The sequence below is a fragment of the Kutzneria sp. CA-103260 genome, from assembly GCF_018263855.1.
Taxonomy (GTDB): domain Bacteria; phylum Actinomycetota; class Actinomycetes; order Mycobacteriales; family Pseudonocardiaceae; genus Kutzneria.
On record NZ_CP073318.1, the window covers coordinates 10,584,459 to 10,605,876 of the forward strand.

Below are 21,418 nucleotides of genomic sequence, written 5' to 3' on the forward strand. Positions count from 1 at the left end.
AGAGCCCCATGACAGGCACCGAGACGGCGCCCGCCGAGTTGTTCACGCCGGAGTTCTTCCAGGACCCACAGTCCTTCCAGGCCGAGTTACGAGCCGACACCCCGGCCCGGGCGGTCGTCACGCCCAACGGCTTCCGGGTCTGGATCGTCAGCCGGTACGAGGAGGCCAAGGCGGTGCTGGCCGACCCGACCGTGCAGAAGAACAGCGCCGGTATGCGCGAGGCCATGGCCAAGAACAAGACCACCGGCGCCGAGGCCCGGGAGTTCGCTCCCGACCTGAGCGCGCACATGCTGTCGATGGACCCGCCGGACCACACCCGGCTGCGCCGGCTGGTGACCAAGGCCTTCACCGCCCGCCGCATCGAGCAGATGCGGCCGCGCATCGAGGAGATCACCGCCGAGCTGCTGGGCAAGCTGTCCGCCGGTGACGAGGTCGACCTGCTGGACGTGTTCGCCTTCCCGCTGCCGATCACCGTGATCAGCGAGCTGCTGGGCGTGGACGACGAGGACCGCGAGCAGTTCCGCCGCGCCTCCAACACGCTGATCGCCAGCTCGGGTCCGGAGGAGACCCAGCAGGCCGGCCAGTGGATGGCCGGCTACTTCGCCAAGCTGATCGCCGCCAAGCGGGCCAACCCGGGCGAGGACCTGCTGTCGGCGCTGATCGAGACCAGCGAGGACAGCGACCGGTTCAGCGAGCAGGAACTGGTGTCCATGGCGTTCCTGCTGCTGGTCGCCGGGCACGAGACCACGGTCAACCTGATCGGCAACGGCATGCTGGCCCTGTTGACCAACCCGGAGCAGCTGGCCCTGCTCCAGGCCGACCCGTCGCTGATGGCCAGCGCGGTCGACGAGTTCCTGCGCTTCCGCAGCCCGGTCAATATGTCCACGTTCCGGTTCACCACCGAGCCGGTGGTGCTGGGCGAGGTGACCATCCCGGCCGAGTCGATGGTGCTGGTCGGCCTGGGCTCGGCCAACCGCGACGAGAACCACTTCGAGCACGCCGACCAGCTCGACATCACCCGGCCGGTGGGCGGGCACCTGGCCTTCGGCCACGGCATCCACTACTGCCTGGGCGCGCCGCTGGCCCGGCTGGAGGGCGAGATCGCCTTCCGCGGCCTGCTCAAGGCCTTCCCCGACATGAAGCTCGCGGCGTCGGCCGCCGAGCTCCAGTGGCGGATCAGCATCCTCATCCACGGACTTGAGAAGCTGCCGGTCGTCCTGTAGCTATCGAGGGCATGCCAGCACGAGTTCCACTAGTAGGCAGCACTCGTCCGGCGGCCCAGGGCGCCGGGCCGGCCGGCACGCTCGATCCCGCCACCGTGATCACCGCGACAGTGGTGTTGCGACGGCGGGCCGAGCTGCCGGCCGGTCTCGTGTTCGGACCGTCGACAATCGGCCGGCAGGACTTCGTCGACCGCTACGGGGCAGATCCCGGCGATGTGCAGCGGGTTCGCACCGTCCTCAGTGGACTCGGAGTGGAAGTGGTCGCCGAGGACCTCGGTTCGCGGCGGCTGACCGTGCGCGGTGATCTGGCCGCGCTGAACCGGGCGTTCGGTGTCGCACTGGTCGGGGACACCCACCACCGGCGCCGGGTCGGGGCACTGGAGGTGCCGGCCGAACTGGACGGTGTGGTGCAGGCAGTGCTCGGGCTGGACGACCGCCCACAGGTCCGCCGGCCCCGGGCCGACGCCGACGCGCCCCAGATTTCCTATACGCCTCCTCAACTCGGCAAGATCTACGGTTTCCCGGCCGCGGTGGCCGGCGCCGACCAGACCATCGCGGTGATCGAACTCGGCGGCGGCTACACGGATGCCGACCTGTCCCAGTACTTCCAGGACATCAGCGTCGGGCCGGTGTCGGTGCGCACGGTCGCGGTGGACGACGGCGTGAACGCGCCGAACACGCCTGCCGACGACGAGGTGCTGCTCGACATCGAGGTGATCGGCGGGCTCGCGCCCGAGGTGCGGCAGGTCGTCTACTTCGCGCCCAACACCGACCAGGGCTTCGTCGACGCCGTCGGCGCCGCCGTGCACGCCACGCCCACCCCGGTGGCGGTCAGCATCAGCTGGGGCGGGGCCGAGAACCTGTGGACCGAGCAGACCCGCAAGGCCCTCGACGACGCCTTCGCCGATGCCGCCGCCCTCGGCGTCACCGTGATCGTCTCCAGCGGCGACTGGGGCGCCAGCGACGAGCAGACCGACGGCCAGCGGCACGTCGACTTCCCGGCGTCGAGCCCGCATGTGTTGTCCTGCGGCGGAACCACGCTGCACGCCGACCCCTCGACCGGCGTGATCGACAGTGAGACCGTGTGGAACAACGGCGCCGGCAAGAACGCCACCGGCGGCGGGGTCAGCGTCTTCTTCCCCCGCCCCGACTACCAGTCCACTTGTGGCGCCCCGGATTCCGGTCGCGGCGTGCCCGATGTCGCCGGTGTCGCCGATCCACGGACCGGGTATTCCATTCTGGTGCACGGGAAAATGTCGCCCGCCGGCGGCACCAGCGCCGTCGCCCCGCTCTGGGCCGCCCTGGTGGCCCGCCTGGCCCAGCAGTTGGGCCGGCCCCTTGGCCTGCTGCAACCGTTGCTGTACAAGGACTCTCAGCCTGGCCGGCGCACGGCCGGCTTCCGGGACGTGACCGCCGGCGACAACCAGGGCTATCCGGCGTCACCGGGCTGGGACCCGTGCACGGGACTGGGTACTCCGGACGGGGCCGCGCTGCTGGCCCGGCTCAAGGGTTGAATGTCACCTCCGGATTCGCCGCCGTCGGCCCGTCCAGGATCGTCTCCGGCCGGTGCCGCAACGTCTGGTCGAAGAAGGCGGTGACGTAGTCCCGGGTGATGGCGATGGACCGGTCCGCCGGCAGACCAGGCATCGGGGTGCCGAGCTGGGACAGCAGGGTGGGGGCGTCGGTGAACGACAGGTGGTTGGAGCCGGCGACGGTGAGCCAGCGCTTCCAGCCGTCGAGCTGCGGCCAGACCTGGTCCCAGGTCGTGTCGGCGCCGCCGGGGCCGTGGTCGGCGTTGCCGAGCATGAGGAACGGGCGGCTCATGCCGTTCGGCGCGTCGACGTGGAACGCCCCGTCCATGTCGACGCCGGCCTTGATCCGTGGATCGGCCTCCATCGCGGCCAGGGCGCTGGCGCCGCCGATGGAGTGGCCGGCCATCCCGATCCGGTCGGGGTCGATGAGGCCGGGTAACCGGGCGGTCAGCTGGTCGACGACGAACGAGGCGTCCTCGGCCCGGTTGAGCACCAGCGGACGGAGATCGGTTGCCGCGCAGGCGACACACGTCAGCATGCGGTTGTCGGGGAAGAGGGTGCCGGCGGACTCGTAGGCGTGATCGATGGACGCGACCACGTAGCCATGGCTGGCCAACTCCTCGGCGAGGGTCGTCATGGTGTAGCGCGGCGCGCCGAGGCCGGGGGAGAGCAGCACCAGCGGATGTCGGCCGGGCAGCGGCGGGGCCTGGGCGTGGCTGTTCGTCGTGGTGTCGGCGAAGGCCTGGGCGTCGGCGGCCGGCAACCCCTGGGCCTGCACGAGAAGCTGGGTCTCGGCTGCCGAGGCGTAGGGGACGGGTTGTCCGCCGGGGAACGCCGGGTAGTAGAGGCTGACCATCAACTCGCGGGGGTTCGCCGGCTCCCAGATGTCCGGCCGACTTTGGTCGACGAGGTGCAAGATGCTGCTGCCGACCGGAAACGGTCCGGTCGGCGCGGGCAGGTGAATGCCCGTGGCGGTCGCGGCGACCATCGCCGCCGCGGTGAGAAGTGTCATCACGGGTCGAACGCTAGGCCGGCAACCGCCCTGGTCGCGTCTGTCTGGAGAGGTAAGTTCGCCCTATATCCCGAGATGTAGCTCAGCGCTTTCTCAGCTGGTCCAGCCTAGTTTTGGCGGCGTGAACCGAACCGTGGCGGCGGATGCCCTGCTTGCCGCCGCGCTCTTCCTGGCGACCTTCGCCCTGGTGCACGACGCGTGGCCGTTGCAGGTCGCGCTGATGGCCCCGCTGGCCTGGCGCCGGCAGGCGCCGGTCCTGGTGTTCGGCCTGGTCGCCAGCGCCGCCTTTGTCCAGCTGCTGCTCGACTTCAGGCTGCCGGCGGACATCGCGCTGCTGGTGGCGGTCTACACCGTCGGCGCGCACCGCGCCCTGCGCTGGCTGTTCGCCGCCGCCGCGGTCCTGGAGGCCGGCATCATCGCGTACGCCCTCAGCTGGGGCGGATTCCTCGTCGCCGCAACGAGTCTGACCATCGCCGCCGTCGCCGCGGCGGTGCTGGGCGTTGTCATGCGAACGCGTCGGGCGCAGGTGCTCAAGGATCGCGAGCACGCCGTCGCGCAGGCGCTGGCCAGAGAGCGGCCGTCGTTCCCTGGCTCACTCGACCTGCTCACCGCCCGGGAACGGGAGGTCCTGATCGAACTGGCGGCCGGCCGGACCAACGCGGAGATCGCCGGCCGGCTGCACCTGGCCCACTCGACCGTCAAGACGCACGTCAGCCGGATCCTGCCGAAACTGGGCCTGCGCGACCGCGCGCAGGCGGTGGTGTTCGCGTACGAGACCGGACTGGTCCGCCCGGGTTAGGGTCCTCGCCGTGACCCCCGACGAGCTCATCGCCCTGGACCGCGCCCACGTCTGGCATCCCTACGGCCCGATGCCCGGCCAGATCGATCCGCTCGTGGTGACCGACGCCGAGGGGGTGCGGCTGCGGCTGGCCGACGGGCGGGAACTGATCGACGGCATGGCCTCGTGGTGGTCGGCCATCCACGGTTACCGGCATCCGGTGCTCGACGAGGCTGTGCGGGACCAGTTGGGGCGGATGAGCCACGTCATGTTCGGCGGGCTCACCCACGAGCCGGCCGTGCGGCTGGCCACCAAGCTTGTGGAGATCACCCCCGAGCCGTTGCGACACGTGTTCCTGGCTGACTCCGGCTCGGTGTCGGTCGAGGTGGCGATCAAGATGTGCCTCCAGTACTGGCGGTCGCTGGGCCGGTCCGGCAAGACCCGGCTGCTGACCTGGCGGCGCGGCTACCACGGCGACACCTTCCACCCGATGAGCGTGTGCGACCCCGAGGGCGGCATGCACTCCCTGTGGACCGGCGTGCTCCCGCAGCAGGTGTTCGCCGATCCGCCGCCGCGCGAGTTCGAGCACGACTACGTGCAGCACCTCGTGGACCTGGTTGAGCAGCACGCCGACGAGCTGGCCGCCGTGGTCGTCGAGCCGGTGGTGCAGAACGCCGGCGGCATGCGCTTCCACGACCCCCGCTACCTGCACGTGCTGCGGGAGGTCACGCTGGCCAACGACGTGCTGCTGGTCTTCGACGAGATCGCGACCGGCTTCGGCCGCACCGGCGAGCTGTTCGCCGCCGACCACGCCGGCGTCAGCCCCGACGTGATGTGCCTCGGAAAGGCCCTGACCGGCGGCTACATGACGATGTCGGCCGCGCTGTGCACGTCCCGCGTGGCCGAGGGCATCTCCCGTGGCGAGGTGCCGGTGCTGGCCCACGGCCCGACCTTCATGGGCAACCCGCTGTCCTCGGCCGTCGCCAACGCCTCGATCGACCTGCTGCTCGGGCAGGACTGGCAGGGCGAGATCAAGCGCATCGAGACCGGCCTGCACCAACTGGAGGCCGCCCGTGACCTGCCCGGGGTCGCCGACGTGCGGGTGTTCGGCGCGATCGGCGCCGTGCAGCTCGACCACCCGGTCGACATGGCCGCCGCGAGCAAGGCAGCCGTCGACCACGGCGTGTGGCTGCGGCCGTTCAACGACCTCATCTACACCATGCCGCCGTACGTGATCGGGGACGACGACCTGTCTCAGGTGTGCAACGCCATCATTGCGGCCGCGACGGTCGGCTGAGCCCGACCCCGGCCCAGCCACTAACCTGATGGGTCGTGAACATCCTCGTGATCACCGGCACCGGCACCGGCGTCGGCAAGACCATGGTCACCGCGGCCTGTGCGGCGCTGGCGGTGGACAGCGGCCAGCGGGTCGCCGTGGTCAAGCCGGCCCAGACGGGCGTCGGCCCGCACGAGCCCGGTGACCTGGACGAGGTCGCCCGGTTCGCCGGCAAGATCACGACCAAGGAGCTGCGCCGCTACCCCGAGCCGCTGGCCCCGGCCACCGCGGCCGCCCGGGCCGAGCTGCCGCAGGTGCACCCCGGGGAGATCGCCTCGGTGGTGGCGGAGCTGGCCGCCGAGCACGACCTGGTGCTGGTCGAGGGCGCGGGCGGGCTGCTCGTCCGGTTCGACGACGAGGGCGCGACCCTGGCCGACGTGGCCTGGGCGCTCAACGCCATCGTGCTGATCGTGTCCGAGGCCGGCCTGGGCACCCTCAACCACACCGCGCTGACCGCCGAGGTGCTGCTGCGACGGGGCGTCGAGTGCGCGGGCGTGGTGATCGGCAGCTGGCCGTCCGAGCCGGACCTGGCCTCCCTGTGCAACCTGGTGGACCTGCCCGAGGCGGCCGGCGGTCCGCTGCTCGGGGCGCTGCCCCAGGGCGCGGGACTACTGGACCCCGCAGACTTTCTTGAGGTCGCGAGGGCCGGCATGTCACCGTGGCTCGGCGGCACGTTCGACCCGGACGTGTTCGCCGAGCAGTTCACGGCGTGAGCCTCGTAACACGAGACTGCGAGGTCGCGTGCGGCAGACTGCACCCGACCCCAACTGGAGGAGAGCCGCCTGTGACCGCCGTGGACACCGACATCATCGCCGTCGCCCGTGAGCAGGTGCTGGAGCGCGGTGAAGGGCTGTCCCAGGAGCAGATCCTCGAGGTGCTCCGCCTCGGCGACGACCGGCTGGAGGAGCTGCTGGGGCTGGCCCACGAGGTGCGGATGCGCTGGTGCGGGCCGGACGTCGAGGTCGAGGGCATCATCAGCCTGAAGACCGGCGGCTGCCCCGAGGACTGCCACTTCTGCTCCCAGTCCGGCCGCTTCCCGTCACCGGTCCGCTCGGCCTGGCTGGACATTCCGGGGCTGGTGCGCTCGGCCCGGGAGACGCGGGAGACCGGCGCCACCGAGTTCTGCATCGTGGCCGCCGTGCGCGGCCCGGACGCCCGGCTGATGTCGCAGGTCCGCGAGGGCATCAAGGCCATTCGCGCGGACGGCAACGACATCCAGATCGCCTGCTCGCTGGGCATGCTCACGCAGGAGCAGGTCGACGAGCTGGTGGCGATGGGCGTGCACCGCTACAACCACAACCTGGAGACCGCCCGCTCGCACTTCCCGAACGTGGTCACCACGCACACGTGGGAGGAGCGCTGGGAGACCCTGCGCATGATCCGCGAGGCCGGCATGGAGGTCTGCTGCGGCGGCATCATCGGCATGGGCGAGTCGGTCGAGCAGCGGGCCGAGTTCGCCGCGCAGCTGGCCGAGCTGGGCCCGGACGAGTGCACGATGAACTTCCTGATCCCGCAGCCGGGCACCCCGTACGAGCAGTACGAGGTGGTCGAGGGCCGCGACGCGCTGCGCACCGTGGCCGCGTTCCGGCTGGCCATGCCGCGGCCGCTGCTGCGCTTCTCCGGCGGCCGTGAGCTGACCTTCGGCGACCTCGGCACCAAGCAGGGCATGCTGGGCGGCATCAACGCGATCATCGTCGGCAACTACCTGACCAACCTGGGCCGGCCCGCCGCCCAGGACCTGGAGATGCTGGACGAGCTGAAGATGCCGGTCAAGGCGTTGAACCAGACGCTGTAGAAGGTGGACGTGAACGCCGAATTCTGCGCCCGCTGCGGCAAGGCCGCCGCCGAGGGCGACCACGGGCACTGCGCTGTCATGCTGGCCTCGATCGACCCGCCGCGGTTCTGCGCGGACTGCGGCCGGCGCATGGTGGTCCAGGTGACGCCAGCCGGATGGGTGGCCCGGTGCAGCCGACACGGCGAGCGAACGTCGACGTCACCGTCGGTCGACTAGGGTCACCAGGATGTCGGAGCAAGCGGGCGAGCGGGCCGAGCCGATGCGCATCCCGCCGGTGACGGAGAAGGATCCGGAGCCGGCGTCGGCCGCCGACGGGGTTCCCGCCGACGTGCCGTCGGTGGCCGCGATCATGGCCATGCTGCCGGCGGCCAGACGCCCCCGCGTGGTGGTCAAGCGGGACCTGCTGCCGGCGGTCAGCGTGCTGTCCACGGTGGCCCTGACCGGGCTGCTGGTCGGCTGGCTGTGGTCGATCCTGGCCCCGGCGCAGCGGGTGATCATGGTCGACGGCCAGCAGATCCCGTTGCTGGACGAGAGCTACCACCGGTTCGACGACCTGATCCTCTTCGTGCTGCTCGGCCTGGGCATGGGCCTGGTCGTCGGCGGTGTGGTCTGGCTGCTGCGGGAACGCCGCGGCCCGGTGATCATGATCGCCGCCGTGCTCGGCTCCGCGCTGGGCGCGTGGCTGGCGATGAAGGTCGGCGTGTCCTGGGCCGGCGGCCACTACGCGCTGCCCGGCACGCCCGCCAACCACACCGTCTTCGACCAGGCCCCGGTGCTGGAGTCCAGCTGGGTCATCCTGGCCCAGCCGCTGGCCACTGCCCTGGCCTACGGCACGATGACCGCCTGGAACGGCATGGACGACCTGGGCCGCCGCCTGGGCTGAACGCTCAGCCGAAAACCTCTGCGGGCTCGGGGAAGAGCCTGGTCAGGATCGGGTAGGCGACGGCCGCGGTGCACAGGGTGCAGACCAGGCTGACGTCGACGCCGCCGGCGATGTCGTGCAGCGGGCCGACGATGACCGGCGTGTTCGCCGTCAGCAGGCCGAGCGCGGTGGCGGGGATCCAGGCCGCCATCGCCCGCCAGTTCACCCCGCGGCGGTACCAGTAGCGGCCGCCTTGCCGGCCCTGGTTGAAGACTTGCAGGTCCTCGACGTCGTAGTGGCCGCGCCGTTGCACGAAGCCGATCATCATGATCACCATCCACGGCGAGGTGCACAGCACGATCAGGGTGGCGAAGGCGTTGATGCTGGACACCATGTCCAGCACGAAGTTGCCGACGAAGATGAAGGCCACCGAGAGCGTGCCGATCAGGATCGTGGCCTGCACCCGGGTGAGCCGCACGAAGATGGAGCTGAAGTCGAGCCCGGTGCCGTACAGCGAGGTGGTGCCGGTGGACAGGCCGCCGATGAGCGCCACCAGGATCAGCGGAATCGCGTACCAGAGCGGGGAAGTCGCGGTCAGGCCGTTGATGTAGTCACCGGCGTCGGGCACGAGGGTGGCGGTGGCGATGCCGAACGTGAACGGCAGCAGGGTGGCCAGCTGGGCCAGGAACGGCGCGGCGAGCAGGGATCGGCGGCTGTGGGTGCTGGGGATGTAGCGGGACCAGTCGCCGAGGAATGCGCCGAAGGAGATGGGGTTGGCCATCACGGTCAGCGCGGCCAGGATCCAGGTGGGCCAGAACGAGCCGAGGGCGTAGTGGCCGGTGCCGGCGTAGCTGGGGTCGAAGGAGCCGGCGAAGGCGACGATGCCCAGCAACATGATCGCGCTACCCAGGACAACGGCGATCTTGTTGATCAGCAGCATGAACTGGTAGCCGTAGATGCACACCACGAGCACCGCGATGGCGATGGCCCCGTAGGCCAGCGCCCGCAGCAGAGTTCCGCCGTTCACAGCGAACAGTCGTTGTGCGGCACCGGCGATGGCGTCGCTGTGTTGTTGGCGCCGCCTTCGGCGTCGCGGCTCGGCCGCTCGTGACCGCTGCCTTCCCTGGCCGGATTTAACCCGCCGCATCGGCTTGGGTGGTGGGTTGCGTTGGGTGGCGGCGGGTGAAATCCGGCGACGGTCCAGGCAGCGGCGCGGCCGAGCACTCTCCTGTGCTGCCGGCAGGCAGCGGCGCGGGCGAGCACTTCCCGGAGTGCCGTCGGGTGGCCGCCTGGCCTTGTCAACCCTTGCGTTTGGAACGGACCGTTCCTCCACCGGGAGTGGAGGAACGGTCCGTTCATAACGTCAGGGTCAGTTCGTGCTGGGCTTGATGCTGAACTCCGACAGCGCCGCCGGGATGGCCCGCAGCTCACGCAGGATGCCGGTCTCGCGGTTGAGCACCCGGCGCACCATCCGCAGGCGTCGCAGCGGGTTGCGCTCCTCCAGCAGGCCCTGGCGGTCCTCGATGGTGAGCAGGCAGTCGGCGGCCAGCAGGTGCGCCAGCGTGCCGGTGTCCGCGCCGATCTCCGGCTCGTTCCAGTCCTCACGGTGCCAGGCGGCGTTGCAGTAGCGGCGATGCGCGGCCCGCGCCGACTCGGTCAGCTGCGGCGCGGCGGAGACGCTGGCCGGCGCGACTTCCGCGTCGGGCAGCCATTCCACGCTGCCCAGCAGGTACGGCGCGCTGCCGGAATCCAGGTCCAGCAGGCGAAACCGGCGCTCGCCGCGGGTGACGATGTCGAACCGGCCGTCGGGCAGCCGGTTGACCTGGCGCAGCGTCGCCGAGCAGCCGACCTCGTGCAATTGGGAAAGCTCGTCCACGTCGGTGAACCAGCCCTGTCTGATCGCCACCACGCCGAAGCTGCGCCCGGTCACCGCGCCGGTCACCAGGTCGACGGTGAGCTGCCGGTAGCGCGGTTCGAAGATGTGCAACGGCAGGGACGCCCCGGGCAGCAGCACGGTGCCCAGCGGGAAGATCGGGAGCGTCTCGGCCACGCCGTCTACCGTACGTCGGAGCCGGACCCCTTGCTGGGTGGTCGCAGCACGGCGAATGGATCGGTCACGAGCATGCCGTGCCCGGTGAACCGGAACAGCGCAGCTGGGCGGCCTCCGGACGGCCCCGGCGGCGAGGTGTGACCAGTCGCCTCCAGCAGGCCCCGCCGGGACAGCACGCGCTGCAGGTTGGTCGCGGCGACGCGGTAGCCCAGCGCCGCCGAGTACAGCTCGCGCAGCGCGGAGATGGTGAACTCCGGCGGCGCCAGCCCGAAGCCGAGATTGGTGTACGACAGCTTGGCCCGCAGCCGGCTCTGCGCCCGCCGCACGATGGCGTCGTGGTCGAAGGCGGTGTCGGGCAGGTCGTCCACCGGGTGCCACGCGGTGTCCTCGGGCACCTCGGGGTCGACGTCGCAGGGGATCAGCCCGAGGAAGGCGCTGGCCACGATCCGGCCGCCCGGCACCCGGTCCGGCGCGCTGAACACGGCCAGCTGCTCGACATGTGCCAGTTTCCTGACGTCCACCTTCTCGGCGAGCTGCCGGCGGATCGACGCCTCCACGTCCTCGTCGTCGCGCAGCCGCCCACCGGGCAGTGACCAGCGGTGGGCGTGCGGTTCCTGAGCGCGCCGCCAGAGCAGGACCTGGAGTGATTCCCGCCTCACCTGGAGCACTGCTGCCAGTACTTCATTGCCTGTTAACCCCGGTTGGCTGATAGGATCTGGCACGTTTTCGATTGTAAGGCGAAAACCGGGGGACCGCAAACGGAGGAGGAACCATGGCCGCTACCGCGCAGTTGGAGCGGACCGAGGACGGCTGGACCGGGGTCCGGCCGGACGCCGCCTGGCGGGAGGAGGTCCGGCGGCTGGCCGACCAGCACGACGCCGTCCTGCTCGCGCACAACTACCAGTTGCCCGAGATCCAGGACATCGCCGACCACACCGGCGACTCGCTGGCCCTGAGCCGCATCGCGGCCAGCAGCAGCGCGTCCACGATCGTCTTCTGCGGCGTGCACTTCATGGCCGAGACGGCGAAGATCCTCAGCCCGGACAAGCGGGTGCTCATCCCGGACGCCCGGGCCGGCTGCTCGCTGGCCGACTCCATCACCGGCGCGCAGCTGCGGGAGTGGAAGGCCGAGCACCCGGGGGCGGTGGTCGTCTCCTACGTGAACACGACCGCCGAGGTGAAGGCCGAGACCGACATCTGCTGCACGTCCTCGAACGCGGTGGACGTGGTCGCCTCCATCCCGGCTGACCGCGAGGTGCTGTTCTGCCCGGACCAGTTCCTCGGCGCGCACGTGCGCCGCGTGACCGGCCGGGACAACCTGCACATCTGGGCCGGCGAGTGCCATGTGCACGCCGGCATCAACGGCCCCGAGCTGGCCGACCGGGCGGCTGCCAACCCGGAGGCGGACCTGTTCATCCACCCCGAGTGCGGCTGCGCCACCTCGGCGCTGTACCTGGCCGGCGAGGGCGCGGTGCCGGCGGACAAGGTGAAGATCCTGTCCACCGGCGACATGCTGACCGCGGCCCGCGCCACCAACGCCCGCAGCGTGCTGGTGGCCACCGAGGTGGGCATGCTGCACCAGCTGCGCAAGGCCGCGCCGGAGATCGACTTCCAGGCGGTCAACGACCGGGCGTCCTGCCGGTACATGAAGATGATCACGCCCGCGGCGCTGCTGCGCTGCCTGCGCGACCAGGCCGACGAGGTGTTCGTGGACGCCGACACGGCCTCGCGGGCCCGGGCCTCGGTGCAGCGGATGATCGAGATCGGCCAGCCCGGCGGTGCGGAGTGAGGCCCCGCTGGGAGGCCGACGCCGACCTCGTGGTCGTCGGCTCGGGCGTGGCCGGCCTGACCGCCGCGCTGGACGCGCACGCCCTCGGCCTGCGGGTCCTGGTCGTCACCAAGGCGGCGCTGGGGGACGGGAACACCCGTTGGGCCCAGGGCGGGGTGGCCGTGGTGCTGCCCGGTGAGCACGAGGAGGGCGACACCGTCGACCGGCACGTCGCCGACACTCTGACCGCCGGCGCGGGCCTGTGCGACTCGTCGGCGGTCGCGGCGATCATCGCCGACGGTCCGGCGGCGGTGGAGCGCTTGCGCCGGTGGGGCGCGGTGTTCGACCAGGGGGAGGACGGCAAGCTGGCGCGTACCCGGGAAGGCGGGCACACGGCGTTCCGTGTTGTGCACGCCGGCGGCGACGCGACCGGGGCCGAGGTCGAGCGTGCCCTGCTGGCGCAAGCCCGTGACGGCCGGATCGCCATGTTGGACAACCACGTTGCCGTGGAGGCGCTGCGTACGCCGTCGGGTGCGGTGGCCGGATTGCTTGTGCTGGACGGAGATGGCGTGCCGGGCGTGCTGCGTGCGCCGGCCGTGCTGCTGGCCACCGGGGGCGTCGGGCAGATGTACCAGGTGACCTCGAACCCCGAGGTCGCCACCGCCGACGGCCTCGCGTTGGCCCTGCGCGCCGGCGCCACCGTGGCCGACCTGGAGTTCGTGCAGTTCCACCCGACCGTGCTGTACACGGGTTCCGGCGCCCGTGGGCGATGCCCGCTGGTGACTGAGGCCGTGCGCGGCGAGGGCGCGGTTCTGGTCGACGCCAACGGTTCCCGCGTGATGGTCGGCGTGCATCCGTTGGCCGACCTGGCTCCTCGCGACGTGGTGTCGGCGGCGATCACCCGCCGGATGAACGAGACCGGCACGGATCACGTGTTCCTGGACGCAACGCATCTGGCGGGAGCGGCCTTCCGCAAGCGATTCCCGACCGTCTTCGCGGCCTGTGCGGCCATCGGCGTCGACCCGGCCGTGGACCCGATTCCCGTTGCCCCGGCGGCTCATTTCTCGTGCGGCGGCGTGGTCGCGACCGTTGACGGGCGGACGGCCGTGCCCGGCCTGTACGCCGCCGGCGAGGTCGCTCGGTCCGGTCTGCACGGCGCGAACCGGTTGGCCTCCAACAGTCTGCTGGAAGGCCTGGTCGTCGGCGCCCGGGCCGCCCGCGCGGTTGCCCACGACCGGGCCAGCGGCCTGCTCGGGGACCCGCGCAAGGCGGAGCTGCTGGGCTCGCTGGCGTCGGCCGTGACCGAGCGGGATGTGTTGCAGCGCACCATGTCCCGGCATGCGGCGATCGGTCGCACCGTGGACGGTCTGGCCGCGGCCGCCGCCGTGCTGGAGAAGTCGACCGTCGTCCGTCCACTGCGGACGCGGGAGAGCGTCGAGGACGCGGCCCTGACCATGGCCGCCGAGATCCTGCTGACCGTGGCCGCCGAGCGCACCGAGTCGCGCGGCTGCCACGTCCGCACCGACTATCCGAACCGCAACGACGCCCTGTGGCAGCGGTCCGTCCCGGTGCGGCTGGACGCCGCCGGGCGGCCCTTCCTGTTCGAGCGTCCCGTTCTTGGGGGTGTGGCGTGACTATCAGATCCAAAGACATCGATGTTGACGATCTCCGCCGAGTCATCAAGACCGCGCTGGAGGAGGACCTTCGCTACGGTCCGGACGCCACCACGCTGGCCACCGTGCCGGCCGACGCCGTGGCCGTCGCCAGCTTCACGCCGCGCAAGCCCGGTGTGATCGCCGGCGTGCCGGCCGCGCTGGCCGTGCTCGACGAGGTCACCGACTACGAGCTCGTGTCCAAGGTCGAGGACGGTTCACGACTGGACGCCGGCTCGCCCGCCCTGGTGGTGCGGGGCCCGGTCCGCGGCCTCGTCACCGCCGAGCGGACCGCGCTGAACCTGTTGACCCACCTGTCCGGCATCGCCACCGCCACCGCCGCCTGGGTCACCGCCATCGAGGGAACCGGTTGCGCGGTAAGGGATTCCCGCAAGACCCTGCCCGGCCTGCGGCTGCTGCAGAAGTACGCCGTGCGCTGCGGCGGCGGCGTCAACCACCGGCTCGGCCTCGGCGACGCCATCCTCATCAAGGACAACCACGTCCAGGCCGCCGGCTCCGTCACCGCTGCCCTCGCCGCCGCGCGGGCCTATGCGCCCACGCTGACGTGCGAGGTCGAGGTCGACACCCTGGACCAGCTCGACGAGGCCCTGGCCGCCAGCGCCGAACTGGTGCTGCTGGACAACTTCACCCCTGAGCAGTGCGCCGAGGCCTTCCGCCGCACCAAGGCCGCCGGCGCCGGCACCCTGCTGGAGGCCTCCGGCGGCCTGACCTTGGACGTTGCCCGGGCGTACGCGGAGACCTGCGTCGACTATCTGTCGGTCGGCGGCCTCACGCACTCGTCCCCGGCCTTGGACCTGGGTCTCGACATGTAGCGTCGTCGCACTCGCGGCTGCGGCAGGTCGCGGGCTGGCTGCGCTGGTTCGCCGACGATCCCTGCCCGGAGCGGTGGCCGTCACGGTCCGTGTGAGGCCCCTCAGGCAGACGTCAGTTGGTCTGACACGAGGTCGCGCCGGTCTCTGGAGCCGCGGGCCGAGAAAATCGCATCTGTCCAGCGATTTTCTCGGCCAAGGCGAAGAGACCGGCTTAGAGCGACCTCGTCCCGCGCGGAACGCGCGGCAGAGATACTGTCGGGGGCTGTGCTGCGTCGACTCCTGCTCTCCGTCTGCCTGCTCACCGCCGCCGTGGTCGTGGCGGCGTGCACCGGCGACCCGGCGCCGAGCCGGTCGGGCGGGACAGTCGACGACAACACCACCATCACCGTGGCCGCCTCCACCGAGCCAGCCAGCCTGAACCCGGTGCAGGGCTTCGCGCCGTACGGGTCGTCGCGGATGTACGACGGGCTGCTCACCTACAACGCCGGCCGCTCGCTACGGCCGCTGCTGGCCACGGACATGCCGCTGCCGTCGCCGGACGGCAAGTCGTGGACGGTGAAGCTGCACCAGCGGGTCCACTTCGCCGACGGCAGCCCGCTCACCGCCGCCGACGTGGCCGCCGAGTACAACGCCGTGCTCAACCCGGCCGTGAAGTCCCCGCTGCGGCCCGACTTCGACATGCTGGCCGGCGCGGTCGCCGTGGACGACCTGACCGTGCGCTTCGACCTGTCGTTCCCGTTCCCGTCGTTCCCGACCCGGCTGGTGCTCGGCATCATCCCGCACACCGCCGCGCCGACCGATCCGCGGCCGCCCGGCACCGGGGCCTACACGGTGACCGCCTGGGACAAGGGCAAGCAGGTGGTGCTGAGCCCGAACAAGCACTACTACGGCGTGCCGCCCAAGATCGTGAAGATGACCGTGGTCTTCGTGCCGGACGACGCCTCCCGCATCGCCCGCATGAAGGCCGGCGACTTCGACGGCATCGAGGTGCCGCAGCAGCAGGCCGTCGCCGTGGCCAAGTTCGACAACGTCAAGATGGTCACCGAGGACAGCGCCGACTACCGGGCCGTGTCCCTGCCGGCCGGTCCCGTCACCGGCGACCGGGCCGTGCGGCTGGCCCTGAACTTCGCCGTCGACCGCAAGGATCTGATCGGCACCGCCCTCGGGGGCAAGGGCACGCCCGCCTACACCCCGATGCCCGACTCGCTGCCCGAGTTCGTGGATCCCGCGGCCACCTATCGCTTCGACCGCGCCGCCGCCGGCCGCATCCTGGACCAGGCCGGCTGGGTCGCCGGCCCCGACGGCATCCGCTCCCACGGCGGCGTGCGGGCCGCCTTCTCCGTCGGCTACCCGGCCGGCGACCTGGACCGCAAGGCCATCGCGCAAGCGTTTGCCACCCAGCTCCGGGCCGTCGGCTTCGACGTCACCGCGGTCGCCGGCGGCGGCCCCGACACCGCCCAGGTCGTCTCCGGCGGCAACCCCTTCGACCCCGATCTGGCCGTGCGGTCCGTGCTGCACACCGGCGGCGCCGACAACACCACCGGCTACAGCGACTCCGCCGTCGACGCCGCCCTGGACAACGCCCACAAGGCCACCGACCCAGCCGCCCGCGCCACTGCCTTCCGCGCCGCCCAGCGGGCCTACATCGGCGACCCCGGCCTGGTCACCCTGGCCTTCGTCACCCACACCTACGCCGTGCACGACAACTGGTCCGGCTCCGTGGCGATCACCGAGCCGTCCGTGCACGGGCCGCTGGCCTGGGGTCCGTGGTGGAACGTCGAACTGTGGACCGCCCGCTGAGCCGGTTCGCCACCCTCTCCCGTCCCCGCCAGCTCCGGCTGCTCCGCGCCGCCGCCCTGACCGGCCTGTCCGCCTTCGACCTCCCGCCTGGCCGGCTCCGCCTCGTCCAGTACGAGCTGAACGGCATCTACCAGCTCACCAGCCCGTCGGGAAAGTTCTTCCTCCGCCTCTCGACCCGACCGGATCTCTCCTCGGCGCATATCGCTTCCGAAATGCGCTGGCTGGCCCGGCTCTCGGAGATTCGCCGTCCGGTTCCGCTGATGCCATCGGCCGGTGAATGGGTGGTCGAACTGCCCGACTTCCCGGCCGTTGTTGTCATGACAACCTGGCTCGACGGCAGGGTTCCCCGAATCACCTACGACACGCCACTGGCCGCCGACTACGGCCGTATTGTCGCAACCGTCCACGCCCAGGCGGATGGCTTCACTCCCGATGTCACCTTCATTCGCCCGGTAATGACCTTCCAGTCCATCACCGCCGCCCTGTCCGACAACCTCCCCGAAGTCGACCGCGTCCTGGGCGACGACGCCGCTGGGGTGCTGACCGCCGCGGCACGTCGAATCGGCAGCGGGGCTCCAGCGGAAACCGGTCGCGAGATCCTGATCCACGGCGACCTCCACCGCGGCAACTTCCTCTGTTCGCGACGGGGCGAACTGGCCGTCATCGATTTCGAGGATTGCGGCTGGGGTCACGACCTTCTCGACATCGCCGCCTTCCTCGACTCCGTCGCTCGCCTGGACCGGTCCGAGCCAAGCGGCTACCAAACGTTTGCGCACCGATTTCTCGAGGGCTACGCGTCCCAACGTCCCCTGCCCGCCATGGCGGAATTCACCGACTACCTGGCCCTACGTGACCTGGTCGTCGTGAACTATCTGGCGCGGTCGGTCAATCCGACGGTGGCCGAGTGGCGAGAGAGGCGGCTGCGCGAACTGGTGGGCCAACTGGCGGCGTATGTGGAGACTGGAGTGCACGTGGGATCCCTCCGCCTGTGACGCGGGCCCGGTGCCGGAAAACTTGACAACTCGGCTCGGTACCCTGATGGCCATGCTCAATCGCACCGACCTGCGTGGTCACGTCCCGTCCCCGGCCCACCTGCGCGCCACGCTGCCGCGCGCCGAGGTCGACGTGGACGTGGTGCTGCATCAGGTGCGGCCGATCGTGGAGGCGGTGCGCGAGCGGGGCGTGCCGGCGGTGCTGGAGTTCGCGGAGCGGTTCGACCGGATCAAGCCGGCGTCGGTCCGGGTGCCGCGGGACAGGATCAGGCAGGCCCTGGACGAGCTGGACCCGAAGGTCAGGGCGGCGCTGGAGGAGTCGATCGCCCGCGCTCGCAAGGTGCACGCCGACCAGCGGCGCACCGACAAGACGACCGAGGTGGTGCCGGGCGGCACGGTCACCGAGCGCTGGGTGCCGGTGGGCCGGGTCGGCCTGTACGCGCCGGGCGGCCTGGCGGTGTACCCGTCGAGCGTGGTGATGAACGTGGTGCCGGCGCAGACGGCGGGCGTGGGCTCGCTGGTGGTGTGCTCGCCGCCGCAGGCCGAGCACGGGGGCCTGCCGCACCCGACGATCCTGGCCGCGGCGGCGCTGCTGGACGTCGAGGAGGTGTGGGCGGTCGGCGGGGCGCAGGCGATCGCGCTGCTCGCCTACGGCGGCGTGGACACCGACGGCGCGGAGCTCGAAGCGGTGGACATGGTCACCGGTCCGGGCAACATCTACATGACGGCGGCCAAGCGGCTGCTGCGCGGCCAGCTGGGCATCGACTCCGAGGCCGGCCCGACCGAGATCGCCATCCTGGCCGACGGCACGGCCGACCCGGCGCACGTGGCGGCCGACCTGATCAGCCAGGCCGAGCACGACACGCTGGCGGCCAGCGTGCTGGTCACGGACTCCGAGGAACTGGCCGACGCGGTCGACGTCGAGCTGCACAAGCAGGTCGGCGCGACCAAGCACAGCGCCCGCGTGGCGGAAGCGCTGGCGGGCCGGCAGTCCGGCTGCATCCTGGTGTCCACTGTGGATGAAGGGCTGAAGGTGGTCGACGCGTACGCCGCCGAGCACCTGGAGATCCAGACCGCCGACTCCCGCGCGGTCGCGGCCCGGGTCCGCAACGCCGGCGCGATCTTCGTCGGCGCCTACGCCCCCGTCTCGCTCGGCGACTACTGCGCCGGCTCCAACCACGTGCTGCCCACCGGCGGCTGCGCCCGCCATTCCTCGGGCCTGTCCGTGCAGACCTTCCTGCGCGGCATCCACGTCATCGACTACACCGAGGACGCGTTGCGCGACGTCGCCGACAAGGTGGTCGCGCTGGCCAACGCCGAGGACCTGCCCGCACACGGCCAAGCCGTCACCGCCCGTTTCAAGGACGCCTGAATGACCGATCCCATTGGCGCGCGGGTCCAGCTCGCCGACCTGCCGCTGCGCGACGACCTGCGTGGCCGCACGCCCTACGGGGCGCCACAGCTGGACGTGCCGATCCGCCTGAACACCAACGAGAACCCGTATCCGCCGCCCCCGGAGCTGGTCGCCGACGTGGCCGCGGCGGCGGCCGAGGTGGCGGCGACGCTGCACCGCTACCCGGACCGCGACGCGATCGCCCTGCGCACGGAACTGGCCGCCTACCTGGCCTCCTCCACCGGCGTGCCGGTGACGGTGGCCAACGTGTGGGCCGCCAACGGCTCCAACGAGATCCTCCAGCAGCTGCTGCAGGCCTTCGGCGGACCCGGCCGCAGCGCCCTGGGCTTCGAGCCGTCGTACTCGATGCACCCGATCATCGCCGCCGGCACCCGCACCGACTGGGTGCCCACGCCGCGTCGGGCCGACTTCTCGCTGGACACCGAGGAAGCGGCGCGCATCATCGTGGAACGCGCGCCGGACATGGTGTTCATCACCAGCCCGAACAACCCGACCGGCCAGGCCATCCCGCTGGACCAGCTGCGGGCGCTGATCGCCGTCACGCCGGGCATCGTGGTGATCGACGAGGCGTACGCGGAGTTCAACGAGCACGCCAGCACCCTTGGCCTGCTTGAGGAATTCGCCGACAAGCTGGTGGTCACGCGGACCATGAGCAAGGCGTTCGCCTTCGCCGGCGGCCGGCTGGGCTACCTGGCCGCCGCGCCCGCCCTGGTGGACGCGTTGCAGCTGGTGCGGCTGCCCTACCACCTGGCGTCGCTGACCCAGGCCGCCGCGCTGGCCGCGCTGCGGCACGGCGAGCAGACACTGGCCTCGGTGGCCAAGCTGGTCGCCGAGCGCCACCGCGTGGTGGACGCCCTGGCCGGCATGGGATTCCAGGTCGTGCCCAGCGACGCCAACTTCGTCCTGTTCGGACGGTTCGACGACGCCCGGGCCGCCTGGCAGTCCTATTTGGACCGTGGCGTGCTGATCCGGGACGTCGGCATCGCCAACCACCTCAGGGTCAGCATCGGGACGCCCGACGAGAACGACGCGTTTCTGGCTGCCAGCAAGGAGATTTCCAGGTGACCCGGATCGGGCGCGTTGAGCGCGCCACCAAGGAATCGTCCGTGCTGGTCGAGATCGACCTCGACGGCTCGGGCAAGGTCGAGATCGACACCGGTGTGCCGTTCTACGACCACATGCTGACCGCCTTCGGCGTGCACGGCAGTTTCGACCTGGTGGTGCGGGCCACCGGCGACGTGCACATCGACGCCCACCACACCGTGGAGGACGTGGCCATCGTGCTCGGCCAGGCGATCCGCCAGGCACTGGGCGACAAGGCCGGCATCCGGCGGTTCGGCGACTGCTGGATCCCGATGGACGAGACCCTGGCCCACGCCGCGATCGACGCCAGCGGCCGGCCGTACTGCGTGCACGTCGGCGAGCCCGAGTCGATGGAGTCCTTCACCGTCGGCAACAACTACGCGACCGTGCTCAACCGGCACGTGTTCGAGTCGCTGGCCTTCCACGCCCAGATCGCCCTGCACGTGCGGGTGATCCACGGCCGGGACCCGCACCACATCACCGAGGCCGAGTACAAGGCGATCGCCCGCGCGCTGCGGGCCGCCACCGAGCCCGACCCGCGGGTGTCGGGCGTGCCCTCCACGAAGGGGGTGCTGTGATGACCCAGCACCAGTACATCGCCATCGCGCTGCTGGCCGTGGCCGGCTTCCTGATCGGCGGCGTCTACACGATGTGGAAGCAGGCCTCCAGGATCGCCGCCGCCGTGCTGGGCGTGCTCGCCCTGCTGGCCGCCGGCGGCGCGGTCGCGTGGTTCATGTCGAACTGAGGTAGCGGGCGGGCACGTGGGCAGTGAGCCAGACTCCGTTGGCACTCAACCGGAACACGTGCCCGTCGGCGTGAAGCGCCTTGGCGTCGACAGCCAGCACGACCGCTTTGCCACGGCGTGACCCCACCCTGATCGCCGTGGCGACATCCGGCGACAGGTGGACGTCGTGCCGGCTCATCGGCCGCAGTCCCTCGGCCATGATCGCGTCCAGGAACCGGGCGACCGTGCCGTGGTACAGCGTGTCCGGGGGCGTCGCCGCCGGCAGGTTCAGCTCCACCGGCACGGAATGGCCTTGGCTGGCCCGGATCCGGGTGCCGGTGTCGTCGAAGGCGTAGCGGCGCTTGTCGTTGGTGGCCACCACGTGGTCCAGCTGCTCGCGGCTGATGCCCAGCGCGGCCAGCAACGGGTCGACCTCGGTCCAGCCGTCCGCGGTGAGCTGGATGCCGATCTCCTCGGGCGCGTGTCTGAGATGTCGCGCCAGCCGCTTGGAAACGCGGATCGTGTCTTTCTCGTTCATGTCCGGCAAGTGTGCGCGGGGGAGGG

Annotated in this window: 22 protein-coding genes; 17 read left to right on the forward strand and 5 right to left on the reverse strand. The window is 71.2% G+C overall.

What is annotated here, in order from left to right; translation table 11 throughout:
* The first annotated feature begins 8 nt into the window (after window positions 1–8).
* Window positions 9–1,223 (forward strand): cytochrome P450 family protein, encoded by a 1,215-nt coding sequence (locus JJ691_RS47520; RefSeq protein WP_211765944.1) that lies wholly within the window; start codon window positions 9–11, stop codon window positions 1,221–1,223.
* An 11-nt stretch (window positions 1,224–1,234) separates the two neighbouring features.
* Entirely contained in the window at window positions 1,235–2,737 is a 1,503-nt protein-coding gene (locus tag JJ691_RS47525; protein ID WP_249227491.1) for a S53 family peptidase, read from the forward strand.
* Here the strand turns inward: JJ691_RS47525 and JJ691_RS47530 are convergent.
* Window positions 2,727–3,767 carry an alpha/beta hydrolase family protein gene (locus JJ691_RS47530; RefSeq protein ID WP_211772180.1) on the reverse strand — a complete coding sequence of 347 codons (1,041 nt, stop codon included), beginning with the start codon at window positions 3,765–3,767 and terminating at the stop codon, window positions 2,727–2,729. The two genes, JJ691_RS47525 and JJ691_RS47530, sit on opposite strands and share 11 nt — an antisense overlap.
* 121 nt (window positions 3,768–3,888) lie before the next feature.
* Here JJ691_RS47530 and JJ691_RS52800 point away from each other — a divergent pair, with 121 nt between their 5' ends.
* From JJ691_RS52800 to JJ691_RS47560, 6 genes are all read left to right on the forward strand, one after another.
* The gene (locus tag JJ691_RS52800; RefSeq protein ID WP_249227492.1) at window positions 3,889–4,566 is read left to right on the forward strand and encodes a helix-turn-helix transcriptional regulator; all 678 of its coding nucleotides are present in this window, start codon (window positions 3,889–3,891) and stop codon (window positions 4,564–4,566) included.
* Window positions 4,567–4,576: 10 nt separating this feature from the next.
* Complete coding sequence (locus JJ691_RS47540) at window positions 4,577–5,842, forward strand: adenosylmethionine--8-amino-7-oxononanoate transaminase (protein WP_211765946.1); 1,266 nt, start codon at window positions 4,577–4,579, stop codon at window positions 5,840–5,842.
* A 35-nt stretch (window positions 5,843–5,877) separates the two neighbouring features.
* Entirely contained in the window at window positions 5,878–6,594 is a 717-nt protein-coding gene (gene bioD / locus JJ691_RS47545) for a dethiobiotin synthase (RefSeq protein WP_211765947.1), read from the forward strand.
* Window positions 6,595–6,665: 71 nt separating this feature from the next.
* The gene (bioB, locus tag JJ691_RS47550) at window positions 6,666–7,676 is read left to right on the forward strand and encodes a biotin synthase BioB (protein WP_211765948.1); all 1,011 of its coding nucleotides are present in this window, start codon (window positions 6,666–6,668) and stop codon (window positions 7,674–7,676) included.
* Between the two features lie 9 nt (window positions 7,677–7,685).
* Complete coding sequence (bsaP, locus tag JJ691_RS47555) at window positions 7,686–7,892, forward strand: biotin synthase auxiliary protein BsaP (RefSeq protein WP_211772183.1); 207 nt, start codon at window positions 7,686–7,688, stop codon at window positions 7,890–7,892.
* A 10-nt stretch (window positions 7,893–7,902) separates the two neighbouring features.
* Window positions 7,903–8,559 (forward strand): DUF2567 domain-containing protein, encoded by a 657-nt coding sequence (locus JJ691_RS47560; RefSeq protein WP_306291341.1) that lies wholly within the window; start codon window positions 7,903–7,905, stop codon window positions 8,557–8,559.
* 4 nt (window positions 8,560–8,563) lie between these two features.
* Here JJ691_RS47560 and JJ691_RS47565 read toward each other — a convergent pair whose 3' ends face one another.
* The 3 genes from JJ691_RS47565 to JJ691_RS47575 form a co-directional block, all read right to left on the reverse strand.
* Window positions 8,564–9,565 (reverse strand): purine-cytosine permease family protein, encoded by a 1,002-nt coding sequence (locus JJ691_RS47565; RefSeq protein ID WP_442912568.1) that lies wholly within the window; start codon window positions 9,563–9,565, stop codon window positions 8,564–8,566.
* A 342-nt stretch (window positions 9,566–9,907) separates the two neighbouring features.
* Window positions 9,908–10,588, reverse strand: coding sequence for an LON peptidase substrate-binding domain-containing protein (locus JJ691_RS47570; protein ID WP_211765949.1), 681 nt, complete (start codon window positions 10,586–10,588; stop codon window positions 9,908–9,910).
* Between the two features lie 5 nt (window positions 10,589–10,593).
* Window positions 10,594–11,256 (reverse strand): NUDIX hydrolase, encoded by a 663-nt coding sequence (locus JJ691_RS47575; protein ID WP_256449331.1) that lies wholly within the window; start codon window positions 11,254–11,256, stop codon window positions 10,594–10,596.
* Window positions 11,257–11,360: 104 nt separating this feature from the next.
* Here JJ691_RS47575 and nadA point away from each other — a divergent pair, with 104 nt between their 5' ends.
* From nadA to JJ691_RS47620, 9 genes are all read left to right on the forward strand, one after another.
* Window positions 11,361–12,377 (forward strand): quinolinate synthase NadA, encoded by a 1,017-nt coding sequence (nadA, locus tag JJ691_RS47580; protein ID WP_211765951.1) that lies wholly within the window; start codon window positions 11,361–11,363, stop codon window positions 12,375–12,377.
* On the forward strand, window positions 12,374–13,990 hold the full coding sequence (locus JJ691_RS47585) for an L-aspartate oxidase (protein ID WP_211765952.1): 1,617 nt from the start codon (window positions 12,374–12,376) through the stop codon (window positions 13,988–13,990). The genes nadA and JJ691_RS47585 overlap by 4 nt, the downstream gene beginning before the upstream one ends.
* Complete coding sequence (gene nadC / locus JJ691_RS47590; protein WP_211765953.1) at window positions 13,987–14,841, forward strand: carboxylating nicotinate-nucleotide diphosphorylase; 855 nt, start codon at window positions 13,987–13,989, stop codon at window positions 14,839–14,841. The genes JJ691_RS47585 and nadC overlap by 4 nt, the downstream gene beginning before the upstream one ends.
* 264 nt (window positions 14,842–15,105) lie before the next feature.
* On the forward strand, window positions 15,106–16,641 hold the full coding sequence (locus JJ691_RS47595; RefSeq protein WP_211765954.1) for an ABC transporter substrate-binding protein: 1,536 nt from the start codon (window positions 15,106–15,108) through the stop codon (window positions 16,639–16,641).
* The gene (locus JJ691_RS47600) at window positions 16,626–17,633 is read left to right on the forward strand and encodes a phosphotransferase enzyme family protein (protein WP_211765955.1); all 1,008 of its coding nucleotides are present in this window, start codon (window positions 16,626–16,628) and stop codon (window positions 17,631–17,633) included. Before JJ691_RS47595 ends, JJ691_RS47600 begins: the two co-directional genes overlap by 16 nt.
* A 52-nt stretch (window positions 17,634–17,685) precedes the next feature.
* Window positions 17,686–19,005: a histidinol dehydrogenase gene (gene hisD / locus JJ691_RS47605; RefSeq protein WP_211765956.1), complete on the forward strand. Its 1,320-nt coding sequence runs from the start codon at window positions 17,686–17,688 to the stop codon at window positions 19,003–19,005.
* A complete protein-coding gene (locus JJ691_RS47610) occupies window positions 19,006–20,112 on the forward strand; it encodes a histidinol-phosphate transaminase (RefSeq protein WP_211765958.1) in 1,107 nt (368 codons plus the stop codon). It begins immediately after the preceding gene.
* Entirely contained in the window at window positions 20,109–20,708 is a 600-nt protein-coding gene (gene hisB / locus JJ691_RS47615; RefSeq protein ID WP_211765959.1) for an imidazoleglycerol-phosphate dehydratase HisB, read from the forward strand. The genes JJ691_RS47610 and hisB overlap by 4 nt, the downstream gene beginning before the upstream one ends.
* Window positions 20,708–20,875, forward strand: coding sequence for a hypothetical protein (locus tag JJ691_RS47620; RefSeq protein WP_211765960.1), 168 nt, complete (start codon window positions 20,708–20,710; stop codon window positions 20,873–20,875). The genes hisB and JJ691_RS47620 overlap by 1 nt, the downstream gene beginning before the upstream one ends.
* Here the strand turns inward: JJ691_RS47620 and JJ691_RS47625 are convergent.
* Window positions 20,862–21,392 carry an RNA 2'-phosphotransferase gene (locus JJ691_RS47625; RefSeq protein WP_211765961.1) on the reverse strand — a complete coding sequence of 177 codons (531 nt, stop codon included), beginning with the start codon at window positions 21,390–21,392 and terminating at the stop codon, window positions 20,862–20,864. The genes JJ691_RS47620 and JJ691_RS47625 overlap by 14 nt on opposite strands.
* Window positions 21,393–21,418 lie beyond the last annotated feature (26 nt).